Below are 25174 nucleotides of genomic sequence, written 5' to 3'. Positions count from 1 at the left end.
CGAGATCCTTCGTGGAGCCTACGGGAGGTGATCCGCGCGGCGGGAGAGGCGGCGGGAGAGGCCGCCGCCCGCACCGGCCGTCTCGTCCGCCTCGTCCGGATTCCACCGGTCCGGGGCCGGACCGGTGGGCCCCTCAGCCGGTCAGGGCGCGGCGGGCGTGGGCCCGTACGTCGGCGTCGGTGTCGGTCAGGGCGGCGCGCAGCGCCTCGGCGACGCCCGGCCTGGCCGCCCAGGGCGCCAGGGCGAGCACGGCCGCCTTGCGCACGTCGAGGTTGCCGTCGGCCAGGGCGGCGGCGAGCGGGCCGGTGGCCTCGTCGGGGTCGCACGCCCCGAGGCAGCGCGCCGCGCCGACCCGCACCTGCCAGGCGTCGTCCCCCAGCGCCCGTACGGCGTGCGCCGTCAGCGGGGAGCCGGTGGCTCCCGAGGACTCCAGCGCGGCGGCCCTGACGAGCGGGTCGGGGTCGCCGGCGAGCTCCGCCAGCGCCGCCGAGGGCTTGCCGATCGTGCCCAGGCCCGTGGCCACCCGGACGCGGACCTCGCGTGAGGGGTCGCCCGCGGCCGCGGCCACGAGCCCGGACTCGTCCAGCGAGACCAGGCCGCGGATCGCCTCGATCCGCACCCGGTGGTCGCCGTCCCCGATGGCGGCGGCGAAGATCTCCGGCGTGCCCAGGCGCAGCGCGCGCAGGACGTCCAGCGCGGCGCTCCGGACCACCGGGTCGGGGCTGCCCGACTGCGCGGTGAGTCCCGCGGCCAGGCCCGGGGCGGCGGGCAGCACCTCGACCAGTTCCCGCAGGCCGGCCGCGGCGGCGCGCCGTACCGTCCCCCGGTCGTCGGCGAGCGCGGTGACCAGCGCCTCGCCGGTTCCCTCAGGTACGGCCTCGGTGAGCGCCGCGATCGCCGCCCTGCGGACCTTGGGGTCGGGGTCGGCGAGGTAGGGGGCGAACCGGTCCGCGGACGGCTGCTCCTCGGCGAGCCGTTGCAGTTCCAGGATCCGCGGGGAGTGCCCGACCGCCGCCGCCCGCGCCGCGCCGGTCCCGGCGGCACGGCGCACCGCGGCGGTCGTGTGGGCGCCGAGGACCACGGGCTCCCCCGGGACCGGACGGAACTCCTCCACCGGCACCAGGTACGGCTCGACGGGGCGCTTGACGAACTCCATCGCCCCGTCGGGCCGCCTGCGGAGGTTGAGGTGGAACAGCCAGCCGGCGTCGTCCCGCTCCGGCAGGTCGGCCCGCTCGTGGTACAGGCCCCAGCGGCTCTCGGTCCGCACCAGCGAGGAGCGGGCGGCCATCTCCGCGCAGTCGCGGATGAAGTCCACCTCGACGCAGCGCATCAGCTCGTGCGGGGTGCGCGCCCCCATCGCGGCGATCTCGCCGCGCATGCGCTCGAAGGACTCCAGCGCGATGTCCAGCTTGGCGCCGGTCTTGGGCGGGGCGACGTAGTCGTTGACGAACCGGCGCAGCTTGTACTCGACCTGCTGCTGCGGCGGCCCGTCGGGGTTGCGCAGCGGACGGTAGACGAGCTCGTGGGCGGCGGCGACCTGCTCCCCGGGCAGCGTCTCGGGGACGGCGTGGTGCGCGGCGGCGTGCGCCCCGGCGAGGTCGCCGAAGACGAACGCGCCGATCATGTAGTTGTGCGGGACGCAGGCCAGGTCACCGGCCGCGTACAGGCCGGGGACGGTCGTGGCCCCGTTCTCGTCCACCCACACGCCGGAGGCGGAGTGGCCGCCGCACAGGCCGATCTCCGAGATGTGCATCTCGACGTCGTGGGTGCGGTAGTCGTGGCCGCGCCCGGCGTGGAAGGTGCCGCGGGTGGGGCGCTCGGTGGAGTGCAGGATGCCCTCCACCGCGCTGATCGTCTCCTCGGACAGGTGGGTGAGCTTGAGGTAGATGGGGCCCCGGGCCGAGGCGATCTCGGCGGCCACCTCCGACATCATCTGACCCGACCAGTAGTCGGAGTCGACGAACCGCTCGCCGCGGTTGTTCACCTGGTAGCCGCCGAACGGATTGGCGACGTAGGCGCAGGCGGGACCGTTGTAGTCCTTGATCAGCGGGTTGATCTGGAAGCACTCGATGCCGCTGAGCTCGGCGCCGGCGTGGTAGGCCATGGCGTGACCGTCGCCGGCGTTGGCCGGGTTCTCGTAGGTGCCGTAGAGGTAGCCGCTGGCGGGCAGGCCGAGGCGCCCGCAGGCGCCGGTGGCCAGGACCACCGCTCCGGCCCGGACGGTGACGAACCGCCCGCTGCGGGTGTCGAACCCGGCCACGCCGACGGCCCGGCCGCCGTCGGTCAGAACGCGGACGGGCATGACGCGGTTCTCGATGCGGATCCGTTCCCGCAGGTCGCGGCGGCGCAGCACCCGGTAGAGGACCTTCTTGACGTCCTTGCCCTCGGGCATGGGCAGCACGTAGCTGCCGGAGCGGTGCACGCGGCGGACAGCGTACTCGCCGTACTCGTCCTTCTCGAACTTCACGCCGTAGCGTTCCAGCCTGCGGACCATCTCGTGGCCGCGGGTGGCGGTCTGGTGGACGGTCCGCTGGTTGACGACGCCGTCGTTGGCCCGGGTGATCTCGGCGACGTAGTCCTCGGGGGTGGCCTTGCCGGGGATGACCGCGTTGTTGACGCCGTCCATGCCCATGGCCAGCGCGCCGCTGTGCCGTACGTGGGCCTTCTCCAGCAGCAGGACCCGCGCGCCGCGCTCGGCCGCGGTGATCGCCGCCATCGTGCCGGCGGTCCCGCCGCCGACGACGAGCACCTCGCACTCCAGCTCCAGGCGGTCCTCGATCGGGGGGACGTCCATCAAAGCTCCTTCAGGATGCGGTCGCGCAGTTCGGCGCGGACCGCGTCGTCGAGGGCGGCCGGTCCGGCCGCGGAAGCCGGTTCGCCGCCGGCCGGTGCGTCGTCGCCGTCCGGGCGGCGCGGCACGTCCAGGACGGCCCGCACCCCGGTACGGCCCAGCACCGCCACGCGGTCGGCGAGCAGCAGCGCCTCGTCCACGTCGTGGGTGACGAACACGACCGTCGCGGAGGTGTCGCGCAGCACGTCCAGCAGCAGGCGCTGCATCCCGGCGCGGGTCTGCGCGTCCAGCGCGCCGAACGGCTCGTCCATCAGCACCGCGCGCGGCGCGCCGACCAGGGCGCGGGCCAGCTGCACGCGCTGGCGCATGCCGCCGGACAGCTCCCGGGGCAGGCGGCCGGCGGATCCGGACAACCCGACCCGCTCGATCCACTCCCGTGAGGCGTTCCCGCGCTCGTTCCTGGGGACGCCGCGGATGCCCAGCGGCAGCTCGACGTTGCGCCGGACCGAGCGCCACGGCAGCAGCCCGTCGTCCTGGAAGACCATGGCGCGGTCCGCCGAGGGGCCGGTGACCTGCTCGCCGCCGGCGAGGATGCGTCCCTCGCGCGGTGGCAGCAGGCCCGCCAGGGCGCGCAACAGCGTCGACTTCCCGGATCCGGAGGCGCCCACGACGACCATGACCTCGCCCGGGGCGACGTCCAGCTCGACGTCGCGCAGCACCGTGTCCGGACCGTAGCCGAGGGCGACCCGCTCCAGGCGGAACCCCAGGCCCGGGGGACGGGTGGCGGGGCGCGTCGCGGCCCGGCCGGGCCGGCCGGTCTTCCCGGTGAGCGCCGTCATCCGCCGGCTCCTTCCGCGCGGGGCAGCCAGCGGGTGGCCCGCCGGCCGACCAGCTCGACGAGGGCCGAGGTCAGCCAGCCGAGGACGCCGATGGTGACCATGCCGACGATCACCCCGGGGTAGTCGACGACCGTGTAGGCGTGCCAGGTCCGGTAGCCGACCCCGAACTCGCCGGAGATCATCTCCGCGGAGATCACGCAGATCCACGCCACGCCCATGCCGACCGAGAGGCCGCCGAAGACGCCGGGCAGCGCTCCGGGCAGGACGACGTGCCACAGGACGCGACGGCGGCCGCCGCCGAGGGTCCGTACCGCGTCCTCCCAGATCGTCGGCAGCGCCCGTACGGCGTGCCGCGTGCTGACCATGACGGGGAAGAAGGCCGCGGTGAAGGTGATGAAGACGATCCCCTGCTCGTCGGCGGGGAAGAGCAGGATCGCGATCGGCACCAGGGCGATGGCGGGGATCGGCCGGACCGCCTCCAGCGGCGGCAGCAGCACGTCGGCGGCGCGGCGGGAGCGGGCGGCCACGACGCCCACCGCGACGCCGGCGAGCGCGGCGAGGGTGAAGCCGGTGAGGATGCGGACGAGGCTCTGGGCCAGGTCGAGATAGTAGACGGGGGTCGCCAGCCGTTCGGCGAACCGCCCGGCGATCTCGCCGAGCGAGGGCAGGCGGTCGAACCTCAGCCACAGGCGGGCGTCGGCGGCGGTGAGCACCTGCCAGAGGCCGGCCGCCACGAGCAGGGAGGCGGCCCTGGTCGCCCAGCGGACGGCGGCGCCGGACGCGGTGGGAGCCCTGGGTCCCGGGGGGGCGGACACGGCGGAACCCTCGGGGACGGACGCGCCGGACGCGCCGGGAGTCTCGGGGACCACCGCGCCGGGAGCCTCGGGAAGGGCGGAGACGGCTGGGGTGTCGGCGGTCCCGGGGGCGGCGGCCCTGGGCGCGCTCCGGGTGCCGGTCACCGGGAGCCTCCTTCCGCGCCGGCGGCCTTGACGGCGTCGTCGTAGGAGACGGTCTCCGCCCCGGGGTGGGCGGCGCGGTAGGCGTCGGCGCCGTCCTGGGTGGTGAAGGGGAGGAACCGGGCGTTCTTCGCGGCGCTCGGGTCCCTGACCCAGACGGACCGGTCGGCGAACCAGCGGGTGCCCGTCGCGGCGTCGGGGACGTACGCGGCACGGACGGCGGGGCCGCCCCCGGCGCCCCCGGCATCCCCGGCGCCTTCCGCTCCCTCCCCGTCCTTCGCGCCCTTGACGCCCTTGACACCCTTGACGCCCGCCTCGGCGATCTGGCGGAGCAGGCAGGCGGGCGTCGCCGCGGGCCGGGTGGTGGCCTCGCCGGCGAACCACAGCTCCGACGCCGTCGCCGGGTCGTCCACCGGAACGCCGCAGACGGGGTCGGTGCCGGAGATCCGGGCGGGGTTGGCGGTGGAGGCCGCGTCGGTGTCGTAGGCCGGGCCGTACGCCTTGCGCAGGTAGGTGTCGTCGGTGAACGCGGCGACGTCCACCCCGGTGAACCCGTCGCCGATGCGCCTGAGGTAGGGCACGTCGTGCTCGTGGGCGGCCCGCAGCGGCGGCTTGAGCGTGACGTCGAAGGTGGAGATGCCGCCGGGGCCGTTGTAGAGGTAGACGACCTCGGGGGGCAGTCCCGTCGCCTCCGCCACGCTCCCGGCCGCCTGGAGGGGGTGTTCGTGCAGGTAGCGGGTGGCGTCGATCTGCGCCTTCAGGAACGCGTCGGCCACCTCGGGGTGCTCGCGGGCGTACGCCTCACGGAGCACGACGCCGTGGAAGGTGGGCACGTTCAGGGCCGCGCCGTCGTAGAGCAGCCGGCCCTTGTCCTGGAAGACCAGCAGGCCGGGCCAGGCGACGAACTGCGCGTACGCCTGGACGCCGCCGGACTCCAGGGCCGAGGCGCCGACCGGGGGCTGCTGGTTGACGACCTCGACGTCGTCCGCCGGGTCGAGTCCCGCCTTCTCCAGCGCCTGGACGAGGGTGCCGTGCCCGGCGGAGCCGACGCTGGCGGAGATCCTCCTCCCTCTGAGGTCGGCCAGCCTCCTCGCGGGAGAGTCCTTGGGGACCACGACCATGTTGAGCGCGCCGCGCAGGTTGTAGCCGGTGATCGAGACCAGTCTGGTGCGGGCCTCCTCGATGTCCCGGGTGCGGGAGGCGTTGATCAGCAGGGGGTAGTCGCCCATCGAGCCGATGTCGATCTTCCCCGCCACCATCTCGGCGGTGATCGGGGCGCCGGTGTCGTAGTCGCGCCACTCGACGGCGTATTCGCCGCCGAGCCGCTTCTCCAGATAGCCGAGGGAGCGCAGCAGCGTCCCCGCGGTCACCGTGTTGATCGTCTTGGATTGGTAGCCGATGACGAGCCGGGTCTTCGCGCCGCCCTCGCCGCCGCCGGCGGCGGTCCCGGGGGCTCCGGCGGCTCCGGCGACCGAGCAGCCCGGCACGGCGAGCATCAGGGCGGCCAGCACGGCCGCGCGGAGGGGTCGCATGTCCTTGTGATCCTTCATCGCAGCAGGTAGGGGATGTCGATGGTGACCGCGTCCACGGGGCAGCGGGCGGCGCACGGGCCGCAGTACCAGCACTCGTCGACGTGCATGTACGCCTTGCCGGTCTCGTCGTCGATGGCGAGCGAGTCGAGCGGGCACGCCTCGACGCAGAGCGTGCAGCCGGTGATGCACAGCGCCTGGTCGATGGTCACGGGGACCTCGGCGCGCTGGTTGATCAGGGGCATGTGTCCTCCTCCGGGGCGCGGCGCAGGTGGCCGCGCATGGTCAGGCGGTCTCCCCGGAAGCGGACGAACTCCAGGTCGACCGGGCGCCCGTCGGCCAGGTGGGTGAGCCGCTCGACCATGAGCAGGGCGGCTCCGCGCGGGGCGTCGAGCACGGCCGCGGTGTGGGCGTCGGCGTTGACGGCCTCCACGGTCAGTTCGGCCTCGCCGAGCGGCTGCCCGGCGATCCGTTCCAGCAGCACGAAGACGTCGTTGCGCTCCAGGTCCGCGTCGAACAGGGGCTCGCCGACGTCGCGGACGAGGTAGGTCAGGTCGAGCGAGAGCGGCAGCCCGTTCAGGCGGCGCAGCCGTTCGAGGTAGACGACGGGCTCCCCGGCGGCCAGTCCGAGCCGCCGCCCGACCGCCGCGGGCGGCTCGATGAGGCCCATGGTCCGGACCTCGTTGCTCACCCGGCCGTGCTCGTGGAGCGTCTCGGCGAGGCCGAGCAGCCGGTGCAGGCCGTGCGGGTACTTCTCTGCGGCGACCGTGGTGCCCACGCCGGGGCAGCGCTCGATGAGGCCCTCCTCGCGCAGCAGGTCCAGCGCCTCGCGCACGGTGTTGCGGGAGGCGCCGAACTCCCGGGCGAGTGCGGTCTCCAGCGGCAGCCGCTCGCCGTACCCGCCGTGCACGATCTCGCGCCGGAGCAGGTCGGCCACCTGCCTGGCGCGGTCGGCCCTGCGCCGCGCGCCGGCCGGGACGGGTCCGGCCGCCGTCGTCTCCATGCCGCCTCCAGACGTCGTCGTGCTCTGACGCCGAGAACCCTACTAAATGAGTAGGGAAAATGGTGTAACGGGGAGATTGCGCCACCCCCGGTGCCCGCACCCCCCTTTCCACCTGCGCTTCCGCCACGGACCCGGCCCGTTCCGCCAGCCGGAGCGGACGATCGCGACCTCTAAAACCCTAATTACCTACCAATTAGATTGACTTTCTCCGGCGGGCGTCCTACGTTCGAGACGTGACGAACCCGGTTCCGCTGACCACCCGCGGCCACGTGGACCTCTGCCGCGTGGCCAGCGCGCTCTGTCGCCCCTTCCAGCGCTGACCCCACCCGGACACGTCCCTGGAAGGAACCCGAACCATGTCCTCTCTCCTCATCACCCCCGTCGCGGGCCGCATCGGCGCCGAGGTCTCCGGCGTACGACTCGGCGGCGACCTGCCCGGCGAGGTCGTCGCCGAGATCCGCCTGGCCCTGCTCACCCACAAGGTGGTCTTCTTCCGCGGCCAGGACCACCTCGACGAGCAGGGCCAGACCGCGTTCGCCGGCCTGCTCGGCGAGCCGACCACCGCCCACCCGACCGTGCCGTCCCTGGACGGCAACACCCACGTCCTCGACCTCGACTACACCAATGGTCACAAGGTCGACCGCTGGCACACCGACGTCACCTTCGTCGACCGCCCGCCCGCGGCCTCGGTGCTGCGGGCGATCACCGTGCCCCCGGCCGGCGGCGACACGCTGTGGGCCAACACCGTCACCGCCTACGAGCACCTGCCCACCGAGCTGCGCGAGTTGCTGGAGAGGCTGCGCGCCGTCCACACCAACCGGTACGACTACGCCCGGATCGCCACCGCCGACGACCCCGAGCGGACCCGCGCCTACGCCGAGGTCTTCGCCTCCACGGTCTTCGAGACCGAGCACCCCGTCGTACGGGTCCACCCCGAGACCGGCGAGCGGTCCATCCTCCTCGGGGACTTCGCCCGGCGGCTGACCGGCCTGACGAGCCAGGCGTCGGACGCACTCGTCCGGCTGGTCCAGGACCAGGTCACGCAGGTGGAGAACACCGTGCGCTGGCGGTGGGCCGAAGGTGACGTCGCCGTGTGGGACAACCGCGCGACCCAGCACCGGGTCGTGCACGACTTCGGCGACCGGCCACGCCGCCTGCACCGCGTCACGATCGCCGGGGACATCCCCGTCGGGGTGGACGGCCGGCCCAGCATGGCGCTGACCGGCGACGCCGCCGCCTACTCCCCCGTGGCCGTCCCCGCGGCCGCCTGAGACGCCCGGTCCGCCGGGCCGGCCTTTGAAAGTTACAGGAGTTCTACGCCGGAACAGCAGGTCACAGCGGTCCCGGCGGCCGGTCGCTTCCGGCCGCCGGGACCGCGCCCCTACGATCCGCTCAACCGACGGCGGAGGGGACGATGACGCGGAGGAACGCCTTCTCGGCGATGCTGGCGGCGCTGGCCGGAGCGGTGATGTTCATGGCCGCGGCGTTCGCGGCCTCCGCGCCCGCGGACGCCGCGGCCACCAGGATCATGCCGCTCGGCGACTCGATCACCGGCTCCCCCGGCTGCTGGCGGGCCCTGCTCTGGAACAGGCTGCAGAGCGGCGGGTACACCGACATCGACTTCGTGGGCACGCTGCCGCCGCAGGGCTGCTCGGTGGCCCACGACGGCGACAACGAGGGGCACGGCGGCTACCTGGCGACCAACATCGCGAACCAGAACCTGCTGCCCGGCTGGCTGGAGGCCACCAGGCCCGACGTCGTGATGATGCACCTCGGCACCAACGACGTGTGGAGCGGCATCGCCCCCGCGACGATCCTCGACGCGTTCACCAGGCTGGTGGGCCAGATGCGGGCCGCCAACCCCGGCATGAGGATCCTGGTCGCCAAGATCATTCCGATGAACCCGTCCTCCTGCGCCGAGTGCGGGCAGCGGGCGGTGAACTTCAACAACGCCATCCCCGCCTGGGCGGCGGCCACCTCCACCGCGCGGTCGCCGATCGTCGTCGTGGACCAGTGGACGGGCTTCGACACGGCCACCGACACCTACGACGGCGTGCACCCGAACGCCACGGGCGACCGCAAGATGTCCGACCGGTGGTATCCGGCGCTCACCGGCCTGCTGGACGGCGTCCGCCCGAGCCCCACCCCCTCGATCACGCCGACCCCCACCGTCACTCCCACCGTCACCCCCACGGCCACTCCCACCGTCCCGGCGGGCGGCTGCTCGGCCACGTTCAGGAACACCAACCAGTGGGCGGACGGCTTCCAGGGCGAGGTCACGGTCAGGAACACCGGAACCGCCGCGATCCGCTCCTGGACGGTGCGGTGGACCTTCGCCGACGGCCAGCGGATCACCCAGGTCTGGAACGGCGAGCTCTCCGCGAACGGCTCCGCGGTGACCGTACGGAGCCTCTCCTGGAACGGCGAGCTCTCCGCGGGCGCCTCGACCGCCTTCGGCTTCCTGGCCTCGTGGAACGGCGTGAACACCGCGCCGGTCCTCACCTGCTCGGCGGCCTGACCGCCCGGACCGCCGTCCTCCGAGGGGCACCGGAGCGCCGGTGTCCTCGGAGGACGCCGGATCCGGGTCCTCCGGCCGTCAGGCCGGGTCGAACGTCACGACCCGGGGCTCACCCGCCGCCAGGCGCAGCTCGTCGGGCCCCGTCACGCCCGCGGGGAGGGCCAGGGCGACGACGCGGTCCCGTCCGGCGGTGAAGGACGCCCGCCGGAGGAGGCCGCCGGACCATTCGAGGTCCACGAGGACCGGACCCCGGGCGCGCAGGCCCGTCACCGCGCCCGCCGGCCAGCCCGGCGGGAGGGCGGGCAGCAGCCGCAGCGTCCCGGTGTGACTCTGCAGCAGCATCTCGGCCACGCCCGCGGTGAATCCGAGGTTGCCGTCGATCTGGAAGATCCGCGGGGGGTGCAGGCCCATGAGGTTGGCGGCGGTGTGCTCGCGCAGCGCCTCGCGGACGGCCGTCTCCGCCGCCGCGCCGTCGCGCAGCCGGGCCCACAGGCAGATCGTCCAGGCGCGGCTCCAGCCGGTGCCGCCGCCACCGGCCGCGAGCCGGGCCTCCAGCGACCGCCGGGCCGCCGCGGCGAGCTCCGGCGTGCCGTCCACGTCGATCTCGCCGCCGGGGAACAGCCCGTAGAGGTGGGACAGGTGGCGGTGGCCCGGCTCGTGCTCGGTGAACGGCCGCGACCACTCCAGCAGGCGGCCGTCCGCGCCGATCACGGGGCCGCGCACCCGGGCGAGCGCGTCGCGCAGCCGCCCGGCGAACCCCGCGTCACCGGCCCGTACGGCCAGCCCGGCCGCGGTGCGGAACAGCTCGCGGATCAGCCACACGTCCATGGTGGCGATGACGTCGACCGACACGTGCTCGCCGCGGGCGTCGAGGAAGGAGTTCTCCGGCGAGGTGGACGGCGCGGTGACCAGACGCCCCGCGCCGTCCTCGACGAGCCGGCCGAGCACGAACTCCGCGGCCCCCCGCACCACCGGCCACGCCCGCGTCATCCGGAAGCCGTCGTCGCCGGCGAAGTCGGCGTGCTCGGTCAGATGCCTGACCAGCCAGGCCCCGGCCATCGGCCACATCGACCACATCGCCTCGCCGGGCATCGCCCAGCTCGCCCGCCAGAGGTCCGCGTTGTGGTGGGCGACCCAGCCTTCGCCGCCGTAGACCTCACGGGCGGTGCGCGCGCCGGAGCAGGCCAGTTCCTCCACCAGGTCGGCCAGCGGCAGGTGGCACTCGGGCAGGTTCGTGGTCTCGGCGGGCCAGTAGTTCATCTGGACGTTGATGTTGGTGGTGTAGTCGCAGCTCCAGGGGGGCCGCACGTCCTCGTTCCAGATGCCCTGGAGGTTGGCGGCCTGCGTGCCGGGCCGGGAGGAGGCGATCAGGAGGTAGCGGCCGTAGGCGAACAGCAGCGCGGCGAGCCCGGGGTCGTCGGCGCCGGCACGGACCGCGGCCACCCGTTCGTCGGTGGGCCGCTCGTCACCCGGCCGCTCGTCACCCGGCCGCTCGTCGCCCGGCCACGCACCGGTGGGCCGCCCGCCGTCCGGCAGGGGCGCACGGGTGCCGTCCCCCGCCTCCCTCCTCTCCGGAGCCTCGTCGTCCCCTGCCTCCGGCCGCCGCTCCCCCGTCTCCGGCCGCCGCTCCGGCGCCTCGCCGAGGCGCAGGCTCACCCGCGAGAACAGCCCGGCATGGTCGGCGACGTGCCGCGCGACCAGTTCGCCGGCCCCGTACGGCTCCGCCGCGCCGATCGTGGCCAGGCACCGCTCCAGCGGCTCTCCCCGGTCGTCCCCCGGCTCCCGGTCCCAGCCGCGGAACGAGGTCTCGGCGGCCAGCGCCAGGGTGAGCGATGTGGCCCCCTCCACGGTCAGTGTCCCGCCTGCGGCGCGCACCGTCCCTCCGTCGGCCCATGCCCGTACGGCGACCGCGAGGAGCATGCCCTCACCGGCGCGGTAGACGACGGGCTCGGGGACCGGCCGGTGCGGTTCGACATGGGCGGGCGCGCGGGCGGTCAGCGTCAGCGTGCGCGCGTCGGGGTGGCCCGTCTCGGCCTCCGCGTGCGGAGTGCGCAGCCCGGCCCGCAACCCGAGGGGGGAGGAGGAGGTCAGCCGTACCAGGAGGAGCCCGTCGGGCGCCGAGGCGAGCACCTCGGTGGTGACGCCGTCGGCGGAGGTGACCGCGACCGCGCGGTCGAGGTCGAGCTCCCGGTGGTACTCCCCACACGGCTCGTCTCCCCCCGGATCCCCTCCACCGGTCCCATAGGTCAGCAGGAGATCGCCGAGGGGCTGGTAGGACTCGCTCTCCGGCCCCTGGAGCCTCCGTACGGCCTCCTCCGCCGCCCGGCGGTCGTCCTCGTCGAGCAGGAGGCGGCGGATCTCCGCGAGGATCCCGGGACCGTCGCTCACCCCGGCCCCGTGCGGCCCGCCCGACCACAGCGTGTCGACGTTGAGCGCGATGCGCTCCCGCCGCGGGCCGCCGAACACCATGGCCCCGAGACGGCCGTTGCCGACGGGCAGGGCCTCCATCCAGTTCCTGGCCGGACGCGGATACCAGAGCCTCAGGGTCATGTCTCTCCTCCGGGAGCCTGCATCGGGCCACGGCGGTTCATCCGATGAACACCGCGGTCACCCGGAGAATCCTGCCGGATGAGCCGGAACGCACCTGCAAGTGATCCTCAAACCCCGTGCAAGTTGGAGCCCCTACCTTCGGGGTGTGTCCAGAAGACTGATCCTCGGCGGCGCCGCGATCGCGGTGAGCGCCACGCTGCTGCTCCCCGCCGCCCCGGCCTCCGCCCGTACGGCCGGCGCCACCCCCGCCGCCTCCACCGTGAGCACCGCCGCGACCGCCCCGGCCACCACGCGGGTGATCACTGCCGGGGCGGCGGCCACCGCGACCTCCGCGACCTCCGCCCCGGCCCCGGCGACCGTGGCCAGGAAGCTGTTCCGCGCCTGGCTGCGCGCCGACCGCGGGGCCGCGGCCCGGGTCGCCACGCCGTCCGCGGTGCGCGCGATCTTCTCCTACCGCTACCGTGCCCCGGACGAGTTCGCCGGGTGCCGGGGCGCCGCGTGCCGCTTCGTCCACACCAGCGTGCGTGTGCGGGGCGGCCTCAACGGCGTCCTCATGGTCGTCTCCGGCTCGAAGGTCACCAGGGTGTACACCTCGCGGCTGCTCACCAAGCCCTCGGCCGCCGCCGGGCACCTCTTCTCGGCCTGGCGGCACGGTGACCGGAACGCCGGACTGGAGGTCGCCACCACCGCGGCGGTCGGCAGGCTGTTCCGGACCGCGTACGACCCGCGCGGCGTCCGCCACATCTTCCAGGGATGCACGCCGGAGCCCCGGGGGCACGCCTGCGCCTACTCCTACGAAGGCGGCGCCATGGTGATGCACACGCGCGGCTCGGCCGCCGGCGGCTACGAGGTCCACTCCATCGGCTACATCGCCGACTGAACCGCCCGCGGGCCCCCTCCGCCGCCCCGCGGCCGGACGCCCCCGCGGTCCCGGCCGGCCGTCGCCCCCGCGGGCGTGCGACCGGCCGGGGTGTCAGCCGGTCAGCGGTTGGTCCACAGGTGCCAGAGCCAGTCGCCCTCGGAACAGGTGTAGGTCTCCCAGTGGCCCCGGTCTATCCCGCCCTGGCCGGCCGCCACGCAGGCGGAGTGGGTCCAGTACCAGTCGCGGTACACGTCGTTGCTCGCGGCCGACCGCGGGGCCGTGTCGGCGAGCGCGGGGGCGCAGAGCAGGGCGGTCGTCACGAGGGCCGCGGCTCCGGCCTTGAACACCGATCTGATCATGATGGTCCTCTCTCGGAAGGATGCATGACGGTCACAGTATGACACCGAATCATTACTCTCCGCATGCACGTCGATCACCCGCCGGGCGACCGGAGGAACGAGTCCGGGAGGCGGCCCGCAAGGCGACAGCCTTAAAACGGACATTTAATGATAAAAGCGGATTTGATCATAAAACCGGGCGGCGAAGAACAGGCGGTGGACCGGTCGGCGTCATGTCCGCCGACCGCCGTCGCGATGGTTACCGGTGCGTAGAGTCACCGGCAACGAGCGCCATTTACCACCTGACATTCATGACTTTTCTAGGAAAAGTCAGTAAGTATCACTAGAAAACTCGACACCCCGTGCGATCAGTAAGTCACACCGTGAAATTCTCCGGTGAATGACCTTACGGAGTGTTACTTTTCGCGAGCAAGGCGGAACATCACGCAAATCTAAATATGTCCGGTTCGCCTCGTTAATGTAACGAAACGATCTTTGCGTTGTATGGCCCGTATACCTTTGCGAACCTTGCCCGCGTACGTCCCTACACACCCCCGCCCCCCAGAGGAGATCGCAGGTGGCTGGCAAACTCCCGCTGCTCGAACCGGTCTGCAAGGCCTTCGAAGAGCAGGTGCGGCGCACCCCCGAGCGGACGGCGGTCGTCGCCGGGACGACCCGCACGACCTACACCGACCTCAACGCGCAGGCCAACCGGATAGCCCACGAACTCCTCTCCCGGGGAGTGGGCCGGGGCTCGACCGTCGGCGTGTGCCTGGACCGCGACGAGAAGCTGATCGCGGCCCTCCTGGGCGTCTGGAAGACCGGCGCCGCCTACGTGCCGCTGGAGTCCGCGTTCCCGGCCGACCGGCTGGAGTTCATCGTCGAGGACGCCGGGGTGTCGCACGTGGTCACCTCCGCCGCGCTGGCCGGGCGGCTGCCGGAGACCGAGATCGTGACGGTGGACTCCGTCGGGGAGCGGCCTTGGAACGATCCCGGCCGGCCCACCGACCCGGCCGATCTGGCCTACATCATGTACACCTCCGGCTCGACCGGCCGCCCCAAGGGCGTCATGGTCGAGCACCGCAACGTGATGACGCTGCTGCGCTGGGACGCCGGCCACTTCACCGAGGAGGAGCTGGCCGGCTTCCTCGCCTCGACCTCGGTCTGCTTCGACCCGTCGGTCCCCCAGCTCTACCTCCCCCTGCTGCTCGGCGGCACGGTGATCATCGCCGAGAGCCCCCTGGCGCTGCACTCCCTGCCCGCCAGGGACGAGGTGACGATGGTCAGCGCGGCGGCCTCGGCGCTGACCGCGCTGCTGCGGGAGCCGCTGCCGCCGAACGTCCGCACGGTGCTGTCCAGCGGCGAACCGGTGAGCCGGGCACTGGCCGACCGCGTCTTCGCCAACCCCGGCGTGCGGCGCATGGTGAACCTGTACGGCCCGACCGAGTGCACCGTCCACTGCTGCGCGCACGAGATCTCCCGGGACTCCACGGGCGAGCCGCCGATCGGCACGCCGTACGCCTGGTCGGAGCTCTCGGTGCGCGGCGCCGACGGCGCGGTGCTGGGCGACGGCGAGATCGGTGAGCTGTGGGTGGCCGGCCCGCTCGTCGGCCGGGGCTACCTGCACCGGCCCGACCTGACCGCCGAGCGGTTCGTGACCGACGCGGCGGGCGTGCGCCACTACCGCACCGGCGACCTGGTCCGCCGGGAGGGCGGGGTCCACTTCTACGAGGGGCGCATCGACGACCAGGTGAAGGTGGCGGGTTTCCGCGTCGAGCTGGGCGAGGTGCAGGGCAGGCTGGCGCGCCACCCGTTGGTGAACCACGCCGTCGTGCTGGCCCCCACCGACTCCGAGGGCACCCGGCGGCTGGTCGCCTACGTCGAACCGGCCGGTCCCGGCCTCGACGACGGGAGCCTGCGGTCCTGGCTGCGGGAGTGGCTGCCCGATTACATGATCCCCGCGAGGATCGTCTTCCTCGACGCCATCCCGGTCGGCCCCACGGGCAAGGCCGACCGTTCCCGGCTGCCCGCGGTGACGTTCTCCTCCGCCGCCGGAACCGCCGGAGCCGCCGAAGCAGCCGGGAGCGCCGGAAGCTCCGGAGCCGGGTTCGTCGCCCCCCGCGACGAGACCGAGCGGCGGCTCGCCGCCGTCACCGCCGAGGTGCTCGGCGCCGAGCGGGTCGGCGCGCACGACCACTTCCTCGACCTGGGCGGCCACTCCCTGGCCGCGGCCAAGATCTGCGTCAGGATCGAGCACGAGTTCGGCGTCCGCGTCCCGCTGACGACGTTCCTGGCCCGCCCCACGGTCGCCGAGCTGGCGGCGTACGTCGCGGAGGCCGCCCCCGTGGCGGTGACGCCGCTGGTCCGCAACGCCGGGCGGACCACCTACCCGCTGACCGTGACCCATCGCGACATGTGCCTGATGCGCGAGGTCAGCCAGAACCACGGCTCCACCGCCATCGCCTTCCGCCTGGGCTTGCGCGGCCTCGCCTCGGCCGAGCCGCTGCGCGCCGCGCTGGACGGGATCGTGCGCCGCCACGAGGCGCTGCGCACCGTCGTCACCGACGGCGTGACCGCCGAGGTCGGGCCGCCGGTCCCGGTGCCGCTGACCGAGCACCGCCCGGCGTCCGAGGAGGAGGCCGCCGCGCTGCGCCGGGCCGCGGTCGCCCGCGACTTCGACGTCACCCGGGACTCGCCGCTGCTGCGGGCCACCCTGCTGTGGTCGGGGCCGGACAGCGCGGAGCTGGTGCTGCTGACCGACCACACCGCGTTCGACGGCTGGTCGCTGGGGGTCGTGATGCGCGAGCTCCTCGACGGCCTCGCCCACTCCGGCGACATCTCCCTGCCCGAGCCGGCGCTGCAGATCGGCGACGTCGCGCTGCACGAGCAGGACACCGTCCCGGACACCGCGGCGCTGCGGGCCTTCTGGGCCGAGGAACTGGCCGGAGCCGTCCCGCCGTACGAGCTGATGTCCGGCTTCGACGGGCGTCCCAGCCGGATGAGCGGTGAGCGCCTGGTCCGCAGGATCGACCCGGCGACGGCCGCGCGGATCGGCGAGCTCGCGGCCGACTGCGGCGCCACCCCGTTCGCCGTCCACCTGACGGCGCTGGGCGTGCTGGTGGCGGGGCTGACCGACCGGCCGGACATCGTCCTCGGCGCCGCCGTGGCCGACCGCGCCGCCCCGGGCATGGAGTCCGTGGTCGGCGTGCTGGTCGACGTGGTGCCGGTGCGGCTGCGCCTGGACGACGGGCTGTCGCTGCGCGAGGCCGTACGGCACGCCGGAGCCGCGACGGCCCGGGTGATGGACCACCGCGCGCTGCCCTCGCGGGACCGCGCGGACGCCAGTGGCGTCGAACGGCCGCCCGGCGCGGTCCTGACGCCCGTCACGCTGTCCATCCAGCCCGCGGAGGTCCCCCTCTCCCTGGAGCGCGACGGCGTGGGCGTGGACCTGATCGGCGAACTGGACGCGGGCAGCGCCCAGGCGCCGCTGATCGTCTACGTCAACGACACCGTGGCCGGGCCCGAGCTGCAGGTGGAGTACGACCTGGAGCACCTGGACCGGGCCGCGGCCGAGGACCTCACCGACCGGCTGGTCCGCCTGCTGGAGGACGCGCTGGCCCGCCCCGACCGGCCGCTGTCGGCGTTCGAGGTGATCGGCGCCGAGGAGCGGGCGGCGCTGCTGGCCGCCGGGACCGGTGCCCCGCTGCCCGCCGACACGCCGCGGACCGTGGTGGAGGCGGTGCTGGAGCAGGCCGTACGGCGCCCGGACGCGCCGGCGGTCGCCGACGCCGAGGGTGTGGTGACCTACGGAGAGCTGGTCTCCCGGGCACGGCGGACGGCCGCGGCGCTCGGCCCGGCGGCGGCGGGTTCCTGCGTGGGCGTGTGCCTGCCCCGCGACCGCCACCTGCCCGCGGCGCTGCTGGGCGTGCTGCTGGCCGGCGCCGCCTACGTCCCGCTCGACCCGGGCCACCCTCTCGAACGGCTCCGCCACCAGGTCGAGGACGCGGGCGCCAAGGTGATCCTCGCGGCGGGCGAGGGGCTCGAGGTGGCCTCGCGGTTCGGCTGCACCGTCGTCGACCTGGCCGGGCCGCCCGCGGCGGAGACCACAGATCTCCTCCCGGAGGGCGGCGACGTCTCCCGGGTGGAGCCGGGCGACCTGGCCTACGTGCTGTACACCTCCGGCTCCACCGGCCGCCCCAAGGGCGTCGAGATCACCCACGCCAACCTCGCCGCGTTCACCGCCTCGATGCGGCTCGCGCCGGGGATCCGGTCCGACGACGTGATGCTCGGCCTGACGCCCTTCTCCTTCGACGTGTTCGGCTTCGACCTGTGGGTGAGCCTCTGCCACGGCCTGCGGCTGGAACTGCTGGGCCGCGACGACGCGCTCGACGGGCGGGCCGTCGCCCGGCGGATCGCGGAGGCCGGGGTCACGCTGATGACCGCGACCCCGACGACGCTGCGCATGCTGGTCTCCTCCGGCTGGCACGGTGAGGACGTGCGCGTGGTCAGCATCGGCGAGGTGCTCGACGCCGCCCTGGCCGCCGACCTGGTGGAGCGGGTCGGCGAGCTGTGGAACGCCTACGGCCCCACCGAGACCACGATCTACTCCACCATGGTCCGCGTCACCGCCCCGGTGGGCGACCCGGTGTCGATCGGCGTCCCGCTGGCCGGGGAGCGCGCCTACGTGCTGGACCGGGCGGGCCGGATGCTGCCCCCCGGGAGGGCCGGTGAGCTGTGGATCGGCGGCGTCGGCGTGGCCCGGGGATACCGCGGCCGGCCGGAGCTGACCGCCGCGACGTTCACCGAGGACCCGCTGGACCCGGCGGGCGGCCGCCGCTACCGCACCGGCGACCTGGCCCGCTGGCGGCCCGACGGCACGCTCGACTTCCTCGGCCGCCGGGACCGGCAGGTGAAGGTCCGCGGCCACCGGATCGAACTGGGCGAGATCGAGACCTTGCTGCGCGAGGGCGAGGACGTCGCCGACGCGGCGGTCACCGTCCACGGCGGCGACCACCTGGTCGGCTATGTCGCCGCGCCGCCGGGGACCGACACCGGCGCGCTGGAGCGGCGCCTGGCCGCCCGGCTCCCCGAGTACATGGTGCCCCGCCGCTGGGTGGTCATGGACGCCCTGCCTCTCACCGCCTCCGGCAAGGTGGACCGCACCGCGCTGCCCGAGCCCGGCGGCGAGGCCGGTCGGGTTCCGCCGGGCACGGAGGCCGAGCTGCTGGTCGCCGAGGTGTGGGCCGCCGTGCTGGGCCGCTCCGACCTCGGCGCGCACGACGACTTCTTCGCCATCGGCGGCCACTCGGCGACCGCCGCGCTCGTCACGGCCCGGCTGGGCGACGCCCTGGGCCTGCGGCTGCCGGTGCGCATGCTGTTCGAGCGGCGCACGCTGGCCGGCTACGCGGCGCGGCTGGAGGAACTGCTGCTGGACGACCTGGAAGGGGAGGCGTGAGCGGGCCCGCGGCGGCCGGCGGCCGGTACGGCACGCCGCTCGCCGACGGCCTGTCCGGCATGCCGCTCACCGTCGCCGACCCGTACGACGCCGGCGACCCACACGACATGCCGCTCGCCGCCGCCGACCCGCATCACACGCCGGTCACCGTACCGGCGAAGGAGGCCCCATGACCGTCAGCGACGAACGTCGCGGCGCCCTTTCCGCCCGGCTGGCGGCGGCGCGCCGCGCCGCCGCCCAGACCGTCCCGGCGATCCCCGTCCGGGAGGCGACCGGCGGCCCCGCGCCGCTGTCGCCCGCCCAGGCCCGGCTGTGGTTCCTGTCCCAGCTGGACGACCTGGCCGCCTACAACGTGCCCACCGCCGTACGGCTGCGCGGCCCGCTGGACGCCGAGGCGCTGACCGGGGCGGTGCGCGACCTCGCCGACCGGCACGAGGTGCTGCGCAGCCTCGTCACCGAGGAGGGCGCCACCCCGGTCGAGGCGGACCGGGTGCCCGTCACCGTGGAGGACCTCGGCGACCCCGCCCTGCTGGGGGCGCGGCTGGGCGAGGAGCTGGCCCGGCCGTTCGCGCTGGACGCCGAGCCGCCCGCCCGCGCCCTGCTGCTGCGGCTGCCCGGCGGCGAGGATCACGTCCTGTCGCTGACCGTGCACCACATCGCCTTCGACGCCTGGTCGCGGAACCTGGCGCTGGCCGAGCTGGCCGCCCTGTACGCGGCGCGGCTCGGCCGTACCGGCCCGCCCGCGCCGCCGCAGGTGCGCTACGCCGACTACGCGGCGTGGCTGGCCGGGCAGCCGGAGGGCGACGTCACCTGGTGGGCCGAGCGGCTGGCCGGCCTCGAACCGGTGCTGGACCTGCCGGTCGACCGGGCCCGGCCGTCGGTCGCCGACTGGACCGGCGCGGCCGTCCCGGTACGGCTGACGCCCGCGCTGACCGCCCGGGTCCGCGAGGCCGCCGCCGAGACCGGCTGCACGCCGTTCATGGTGCTGCTGGCCGCCTGGCAGGAGCTGCTGGGCCGCGTCTCCGGCACCGACGACGTGCCGGTCGGCGTGCCCGAGGCGGGGCGGCTGCACCCCGACACCGCGCGCATGCTGGGCTGCTTCGTCAACACGCTCGTCCTGCGCGGCGACCGGTCCGGTGAGCCGACCGGCCGGGAGCTGCTGGCCCGGACCAAGGACGCGGTGCTGGACGCCCTCACCCACCGCGACGTGCCGTTCGAGCGGATCGTGGAGCGGCTGCACCCCGAGCGCAACCTCTCCACCACGCCGATCTTCCAGGTGATGCTGAACGTCCTGGACGACCCGCCGCAGGCGCTGGACTTCCCCGGCCTGACCGCCGAGTCCGTCGACCCGGTGCTGCGCACCGCCAAGTACGACCTCAATCTCGCCTTCGTCAACGCCGGCGAGGACTACGACGGCGAGCTGGTCTACCGCACCGACCTGTTCGACGAGTCCACCGCGCTTCGGATGACCGGCTGGTACCTGAACCTGCTGGAGGGCATGCTCGCCGACCTGGACGCGCCCGCGGCGGCCGTGCCGCTGGAGCCGGTGACCGGGCCCGCCGTCTCGGGCGCGCGGATCTCGATGGACCTGACCCGGCCGCTGCACGAGGTGGCCGCCGACTGGGCGCGGCGCACGCCCGACGCGGTCGCCGCGGTGGACGCCTCCGGCTCGATCACCTACGGCGAGGCGGACCGGATGGCCGGCCGCCTGGCCCGGCACCTGATCGCGGCCGGGGTGCGGCCCGACGAGCCGGTCGGCATCCTCGTCGACCGGCACCGGGGGCTGGTCCCGGCGCTGCTCGGCGTGCTGCGCGCGGGCGGCGCGTACCTGCCGATGGACCCGGCCTACCCCGACGACCGGCTGGCCTACATCCTGCAGTCGGCCGGCGCGCGCGTCGTGCTGACCGACCGGGAGTATGCGGGCCGGGTGCCCGGCGCGCTGGTGCTGCCCGACCTGCTGGCCGCCGATCCCCCCGGGACCGGCGGGCCCGGCGGCCCCGGGGAGCCGGTGGACGCCGGCGTCACCCCCGGCCACCTGCTGCACGTGATCTTCACGTCCGGCTCCACCGGGCGGCCCAAGGGCGTGGCGATCGAGCACCGCTCGGTCCTGCACTACCTGCACGGCCTGGCCGGGCTGGTGCCCGAGGGGTGCGAGTCCTACGCGGTGGTCTCCACGATCGCCGCCGACCTGGTGATGACCTGCCTGTACGGCCCGCTCTTCCAGGGCGCGGCGGTCCACCTGGTGGACCAGGAGACCTCCACCGACCCGGAGGCGTACGCCGCCTACCTGGAGAGCCACCGGGTCGATGTGATCAAGATGGTGCCCAGCCACCTGGAGCTGCTGGCCGCCCACGGCGACCTGGCCCGGATGCTGCCGCGCCGGCTGCTGATCCTCGCCGGCGAGGCCACGTCGTGGGAGTTCGCCGAGCGGATCCGCGCGGCCCGCCCCGACCTGGAGGTCCAGATCCACTGCGGGCCGACCGAGACGACGGTCTCGGTCCTCGGCGGCCGGGTGCCCGAGGTGCCGTCGGGCTCGGGGTCGGTCCCGCTGGGCCGGCCGCTGGCCGGCGTCGACTGCTACGTGGTCGACCCGGCGGGCCGCCCGCTGCCCGCCGGGGTGCCGGGCGAGCTGTGGATCGCCGGGCCCAGCCTGGCCCGCGGATACCTGAACCGCCCCGACCTGACCGCCGAACGGTTCGTCTCCGACCCGGTGAACGGGACCGCCCGCTGCTACCGCAGCGGCGACCGGGTCCGGCTGAACTCCGCCGGGCTGGTGGAGTTCCTCGGCCGGGTCGACGACCAGGTCAAGATCAGGGGTTTCCGGGTCGAGCTGGGCGAGGTGAAGGCCGCGCTGCAGGAGCAGCCCGGCGTCCGGGAGGCCGCGGTCCTGCCGGTCGGCGAGGGCCGCTCCCGGCGGCTGGCCGCCTGGGTCGCGCCCGCCTCGGTGGACGTCGCCGCGATCCGGGCGGGGCTGCGCGAGCGGCTGCCCGACTACATGGTGCCGTCCGGCATCGTCGTCCTGGACGACCTGCCGCTCACCCCGCTGGGCAAGATCGACCGGGCCCGGCTGCCGCTTCCCGAGGCCGCGCCCGCCGGTGAGCGGGTCGCGCCGGGCACGCCGACCGAGCTGCGGATCGCCGAGGTCTGGTCCAGGCTGCTGGACGTCGCGGAGATCGGGATCGACGACGACTTCTTCGACCTCGGCGGCGACTCCTTCCGCGCGGTGCGCGCGGTCCGGGAGATCGACACGGCGCTTCGGGTGATCGACCTGTTCACCCGGCCCACGGTCCGCGAGCTGGCCGCGCACCTCGACGGCGGCGCCCAGGCCCCCGCCGGGCTGCTGCACCGCCTGGCCGGTCCGCGCCGGGCGAGCCGTACCGTCGTGTGCCTGCCCTACGGCGGCGGCTCGGCCGCCGCGTTCCAGCCGCTGGCCACCGAGCTGGCGCGCCTCTCCCCCGCCACCGCGGTGCTCGCCGTCGAGCTGCCCGGCCACGACCCGGCGCGGCCCGGCGAGGACGTGCTGCCGATGGACGAGCTGACCGACCGGGTCCTGGCCGAGCTGGCCGGGCAGGCCGACGCGACCGGCCCGATCGTGCTGTACGGCCACTGCGTCGGCTCGGCCGCCGCGACCGAGCTGGCCCTGCGGCTGGAGGAGGCCGGGACTCCGGTCGCCGGCGTCTTCGTCGGCGGCAGCTTCCCCGACGCGCGGCTGCCCGGCCGGCTGTCGGCCTGGTGGAACCGGAGGTTCCCGGCGCACCGCTGGTCCTCCGACCGCGCCCAGCGCGACTTCCTGCGCACGCTGGGCGCCCTCGACGAGGACTTCGGCGACACCGGGCTCATGCTGCGCGGCCTGCGGCACGATGTGGAGGAGGCCCAGGGCTGGTTCAGCCGCCGCCTCGGCGAACCCACCGAGCGGCAGCGCAGGCTCACCGCGCCGCTGCTGTGCGTGATCGGCGAGCGGGACCGGGCGACCGAGCTCTACCAGGAGCGCTACCGCGAGTGGGGGGCGTTCGCCGACCGGGTGGAGCTGGCCACGATCCCCAAGGCCGGCCACTACTTCCTCAAGCACCAGGCCGCCTCCCTGGCCCGGCTGATGTGCGACCACCTGGACCGCTGGACCGCGGGCGACCTGCCCGAGCCGGTCGGGGAGGTCGGGGTGTCGGGCGGCGGCGCCCGCCGTGACCTGCGCCGCTTCTACACCGTCGCGGCCGGGCAGACCCTGTCGCTGCTCGGCGCGGCGCTGACCTCCTTCGCGCTGGGCGTGTGGGCCTACCAGAAGAGCGGCCGGGTGCTGGACTACGCCCTGGTCAGCATGCTCGCCCTGCTGCCGTCGCTGCTGGCGGCGCCGCTGGGCGGCGCGCTGGCCGACCGGGTGGACCGGCGGCGGATCATGCTCGTCTGCGACGGCGTCTCCGCCGTGGCCACCGCCGGCCTGGTGATCCTGCTGTGGCTGGGACGGCTGGAGATCTGGCAGGTCGGGATCGTCGCCGGGATGCTGTCACTGGTGGCGGCCTTCCACCGGCCCGCCTACCTGGCGGCGGTGGCGCAGCTGGTGCCCAAGCCGTACCTCATGCAGGCCAACGCGCTGGCCAACCTCGGCACCGGCCTGGGCATGCTCGTCGGCCCGCTGGGCGGCGCCGCGCTCATCTCGCTGGTCGGCCTGCACGGCGTGGTGGCCGTGGACGTCGTCACGTTCCTCGCCGGGCTCGGCACGCTGCTGGCCGTGCGCTTCCCCGACCGGCTGTTCTACCGGCTGGAGGAGTCCTTCGGCCAGGCCATCGTCGGCGGCTGGCGCTTCCTCGTACGGCGCCGCCCGCTGATGATCATGATCGGGTTCTTCGTCGTGCAGAACTACCTGAACATGCTCGCCATGTCGGTGACCGTGCCGGCGGTGATGTCGTTCAGCGACGTCGGCGGCGTCGGCCTGGTCACCGCGATGCAGGGTCTGGGCGCGGTGCTGGGCTCCCTGATCATGGTGTTCTGGGGCGGCACCGAGCGGCGCGCGATCGGCATGGTCGGCTTCGTGGTCAGCCTCGGGATCGGCGTGCTGCTGGTGGGCCTGCGGCCCTCGCTGCCGCTGGCGGCCCTCGGCGGCCTGCTGTCGTGGGCCTCGCTCAGCGTGCTGAACGCGCACTGGCTGTCGATCATCCAGCTCAAGGTCGGCCTGGAGCTGCAGGGCCGGGTGCTGGCCACCAACCAGATGATGGCGGTGTCGATGACGCCGCTGGCGTTCCTGACCGCCTCGCCGCTGGCCGACGACGTCTTCGGCCCGCTGCTCGCCCCCGGCGGCCTCCTCGACGGCACCGTCGTCGGCGACGTCGTCGGAGTGGGTCCGGGCCGCGGCGTCGGCCTGCTGCTCGTCGCCTGCGGCGCGCTGCTGGCGCTGTGGGGCGCGCTGGGTCTGTGGTACCGGCCGCTGCGGCGCATGGAGGACGCGCTGCCCGACGCGGTGGCGGGCGCGGAGATCGCCGACGACCTGGACGCGGTCCAGGCGGAGGCGGACGCCGCACTGCTGACGGGGGCGGCCCCCGCGCGGTGAGTCCGGCGGGGCCCGTCCGGTTGCCGGGCCACGGTTTCCGCGGGGCCCGGCCGGTCGTCACCGGCCGGGCCCCGCCGCGTCCGTCGGCCGTCACCGGCAGGGCCCCGTCGCGTCCGTCCGCGTCGCGTCCGGTGTGTTCCCGTGACCGGTGGGGTAGGAGTGGTGATCATCCATCACGTCCGCGCACCCGGAAAGGAGCGGGCGGGCGACCGTACGGCGGGCGGACCTGCCCGGCGGGACACGAGGAGGCAGGACCATGTACCTCGCCCACTATCTGGGAATGCTGCACCGCTCGCTGAACGAGCTGGCCGGCGCGTTCAGCGAGATCGGCCGGGGCCACACCGGCGAACCGGACCTCCACGACGCCTGCGAGCGGCTGGCCGGCCAGTGCGTGGAGCACTCCCGGAGACTGGAGCCGTTCGTCGAGCGATACGCGGAGGAGACGTCCGGCGAACCGGAGCGGCCGCACTCCACGCTGTTCTCCGGCACCCGCACCGGCGACCTGGGGCTGCTGCGCGACCTGCACGACCTCTACCTCATGGCCGCCGAGTGCGACCTCTGCTGGACGCTGATCGGGCAGGCCGCCCGGGACGCCCGGGACGAGGAGCTGCTCGGCGTCGTCGGCTCCTGCGCGCGGGAGACCTCCGGGCAGACGCTGTGGCTGCGCGACCGGATGAAGCAGGCCGCGTCCCGGACCCTGGTCGTCGCCTCCTGACGGAGCCTCCCCGGGAGGCGGTCCTGAGAACCGCCTCCCGGGGAAGAGGAGGCGGGTCGCCGGATCGAAAGGGGTCGGG

16 protein-coding genes are annotated in these 25174 nt (G+C 74.6%); 8 read left to right on the top strand and 8 right to left on the bottom strand.

Features of this window, described 5'->3' with window-relative positions; genetic code table 11:
• Nucleotides 1-133: 133 nt before the first annotated feature.
• Genes ACZ6W9_RS22610 through ACZ6W9_RS22585 form a run of 6 tightly spaced genes read right to left on the bottom strand, consistent with a single transcriptional unit; the run spans nucleotide 134 to nucleotide 7118 of the window.
• Complete coding sequence (locus tag ACZ6W9_RS22610; protein WP_470119472.1) at nucleotides 134-2794, bottom strand: fumarate reductase/succinate dehydrogenase flavoprotein subunit; 2661 nt, start codon at nucleotides 2792-2794, stop codon at nucleotides 134-136.
• Nucleotides 2794-3630 carry an ABC transporter ATP-binding protein gene (locus tag ACZ6W9_RS22605; protein ID WP_389964248.1) on the bottom strand — a complete coding sequence of 279 codons (837 nt, stop codon included), beginning with the start codon at nucleotides 3628-3630 and terminating at the stop codon, nucleotides 2794-2796. Before ACZ6W9_RS22605 ends, ACZ6W9_RS22610 begins: the two co-directional genes overlap by 1 nt.
• A complete protein-coding gene (locus ACZ6W9_RS22600; protein ID WP_470119470.1) occupies nucleotides 3627-4589 on the bottom strand; it encodes an ABC transporter permease in 963 nt (320 codons plus the stop codon). The genes ACZ6W9_RS22605 and ACZ6W9_RS22600 overlap by 4 nt, the downstream gene beginning before the upstream one ends.
• Nucleotides 4586-6118, bottom strand: coding sequence for an ABC transporter substrate-binding protein (locus ACZ6W9_RS22595; RefSeq protein WP_389964254.1), 1533 nt, complete (start codon nucleotides 6116-6118; stop codon nucleotides 4586-4588). Before ACZ6W9_RS22595 ends, ACZ6W9_RS22600 begins: the two co-directional genes overlap by 4 nt.
• A 14-nt stretch (nucleotides 6119-6132) precedes the next feature.
• Nucleotides 6133-6360, bottom strand: coding sequence for a 4Fe-4S dicluster domain-containing protein (locus ACZ6W9_RS22590; RefSeq protein ID WP_389964257.1), 228 nt, complete (start codon nucleotides 6358-6360; stop codon nucleotides 6133-6135).
• Nucleotides 6351-7118: a GntR family transcriptional regulator gene (locus tag ACZ6W9_RS22585; protein WP_389964260.1), complete on the bottom strand. Its 768-nt coding sequence runs from the start codon at nucleotides 7116-7118 to the stop codon at nucleotides 6351-6353. The genes ACZ6W9_RS22590 and ACZ6W9_RS22585 overlap by 10 nt, the downstream gene beginning before the upstream one ends.
• 233 nt (nucleotides 7119-7351) lie before the next feature.
• Between ACZ6W9_RS22585 and ACZ6W9_RS22580 the strand changes: the two genes are divergently transcribed.
• The 3 genes from ACZ6W9_RS22580 (at nucleotide 7352) to ACZ6W9_RS22570 (ending at nucleotide 9636) form a co-directional block, all read left to right on the top strand.
• Complete coding sequence (locus ACZ6W9_RS22580; RefSeq protein WP_389964480.1) at nucleotides 7352-7438, top strand: putative leader peptide; 87 nt, start codon at nucleotides 7352-7354, stop codon at nucleotides 7436-7438.
• 36 nt (nucleotides 7439-7474) lie between these two features.
• Nucleotides 7475-8389, top strand: coding sequence for a TauD/TfdA dioxygenase family protein (locus ACZ6W9_RS22575; RefSeq protein WP_470119467.1), 915 nt, complete (start codon nucleotides 7475-7477; stop codon nucleotides 8387-8389).
• Between the two features lie 143 nt (nucleotides 8390-8532).
• The gene (locus ACZ6W9_RS22570; RefSeq protein ID WP_389964266.1) at nucleotides 8533-9636 is read left to right on the top strand and encodes a cellulose binding domain-containing protein; all 1104 of its coding nucleotides are present in this window, start codon (nucleotides 8533-8535) and stop codon (nucleotides 9634-9636) included.
• A 78-nt stretch (nucleotides 9637-9714) separates the two neighbouring features.
• On the opposite strand, the gene ACZ6W9_RS22565 is transcribed toward ACZ6W9_RS22570, so the two are convergent.
• Nucleotides 9715-12186 carry a glycoside hydrolase family 95 protein gene (locus ACZ6W9_RS22565; protein ID WP_470119465.1) on the bottom strand — a complete coding sequence of 824 codons (2472 nt, stop codon included), beginning with the start codon at nucleotides 12184-12186 and terminating at the stop codon, nucleotides 9715-9717.
• Between the two features lie 145 nt (nucleotides 12187-12331).
• Between ACZ6W9_RS22565 and ACZ6W9_RS22560 the strand changes: the two genes are divergently transcribed.
• Nucleotides 12332-13066, top strand: a complete 735-nt coding sequence (locus tag ACZ6W9_RS22560) for a hypothetical protein (RefSeq protein ID WP_389964272.1) — start codon at nucleotides 12332-12334, stop codon at nucleotides 13064-13066.
• 101 nt (nucleotides 13067-13167) lie between these two features.
• Here the strand turns inward: ACZ6W9_RS22560 and ACZ6W9_RS22555 are convergent, their stop codons facing one another.
• The gene (locus tag ACZ6W9_RS22555; RefSeq protein ID WP_389964275.1) at nucleotides 13168-13407 is read right to left on the bottom strand and encodes a hypothetical protein; all 240 of its coding nucleotides are present in this window, start codon (nucleotides 13405-13407) and stop codon (nucleotides 13168-13170) included.
• Nucleotides 13408-13963: 556 nt separating this feature from the next.
• On the opposite strand from ACZ6W9_RS22555, the gene ACZ6W9_RS22550 reads away from it, so the two are divergent.
• The 4 genes from ACZ6W9_RS22550 to ACZ6W9_RS22535 all read left to right on the top strand — a co-directional run bounded on the left by ACZ6W9_RS22550 (nucleotide 13964) and on the right by ACZ6W9_RS22535 (nucleotide 25095).
• Complete coding sequence (locus ACZ6W9_RS22550; protein ID WP_389964278.1) at nucleotides 13964-18841, top strand: amino acid adenylation domain-containing protein; 4878 nt, start codon at nucleotides 13964-13966, stop codon at nucleotides 18839-18841.
• On the top strand, nucleotides 18838-19014 hold the full coding sequence (locus ACZ6W9_RS22545; RefSeq protein WP_389964281.1) for a hypothetical protein: 177 nt from the start codon (nucleotides 18838-18840) through the stop codon (nucleotides 19012-19014). The genes ACZ6W9_RS22550 and ACZ6W9_RS22545 overlap by 4 nt, the downstream gene beginning before the upstream one ends.
• A complete protein-coding gene (locus ACZ6W9_RS22540; RefSeq protein WP_389964284.1) occupies nucleotides 19011-24380 on the top strand; it encodes a non-ribosomal peptide synthetase/MFS transporter in 5370 nt (1789 codons plus the stop codon). Before ACZ6W9_RS22545 ends, ACZ6W9_RS22540 begins: the two co-directional genes overlap by 4 nt.
• A 256-nt stretch (nucleotides 24381-24636) precedes the next feature.
• The gene (locus ACZ6W9_RS22535) at nucleotides 24637-25095 is read left to right on the top strand and encodes a hypothetical protein (protein WP_389964287.1); all 459 of its coding nucleotides are present in this window, start codon (nucleotides 24637-24639) and stop codon (nucleotides 25093-25095) included.
• Nucleotides 25096-25174 lie beyond the last annotated feature (79 nt).

The organism is Streptosporangium sp. NPDC053982 (assembly GCF_055585205.1).
This window is presented reverse-complemented; position numbering and strand designations above follow the sequence as displayed.

What these genes read in the sequence shown, in the direction of transcription:
- ACZ6W9_RS22610 (WP_470119472.1), bottom strand. Translation starts at nt 2,794, where the DNA reads ATGGACGTCCCCCCGATCGAGGACCGCCTGGAGCTGGAGTGCGAGGTG.
- ACZ6W9_RS22605 (WP_389964248.1), bottom strand. Translation starts at nt 3,630, where the DNA reads ATGACGGCGCTCACCGGGAAGACCGGCCGGCCCGGCCGGGCCGCGACG.
- ACZ6W9_RS22595 (WP_389964254.1), bottom strand. Translation starts at nt 6,118, where the DNA reads ATGCGACCCCTCCGCGCGGCCGTGCTGGCCGCCCTGATGCTCGCCGTG.
- ACZ6W9_RS22590 (WP_389964257.1), bottom strand. Translation starts at nt 6,360, where the DNA reads ATGCCCCTGATCAACCAGCGCGCCGAGGTCCCCGTGACCATCGACCAG.
- ACZ6W9_RS22585 (WP_389964260.1), bottom strand. Translation starts at nt 7,118, where the DNA reads ATGGAGACGACGGCGGCCGGACCCGTCCCGGCCGGCGCGCGGCGCAGG.
- ACZ6W9_RS22575 (WP_470119467.1), top strand. Translation starts at nt 7,475, where the DNA reads ATGTCCTCTCTCCTCATCACCCCCGTCGCGGGCCGCATCGGCGCCGAG.
- ACZ6W9_RS22570 (WP_389964266.1), top strand. Translation starts at nt 8,533, where the DNA reads ATGACGCGGAGGAACGCCTTCTCGGCGATGCTGGCGGCGCTGGCCGGA.
- ACZ6W9_RS22565 (WP_470119465.1), bottom strand. Translation starts at nt 12,186, where the DNA reads ATGACCCTGAGGCTCTGGTATCCGCGTCCGGCCAGGAACTGGATGGAG.
- ACZ6W9_RS22555 (WP_389964275.1), bottom strand. Translation starts at nt 13,407, where the DNA reads ATGATCAGATCGGTGTTCAAGGCCGGAGCCGCGGCCCTCGTGACGACC.
- ACZ6W9_RS22540 (WP_389964284.1), top strand. Translation starts at nt 19,011, where the DNA reads ATGACCGTCAGCGACGAACGTCGCGGCGCCCTTTCCGCCCGGCTGGCG.
- ACZ6W9_RS22535 (WP_389964287.1), top strand. Translation starts at nt 24,637, where the DNA reads ATGTACCTCGCCCACTATCTGGGAATGCTGCACCGCTCGCTGAACGAG.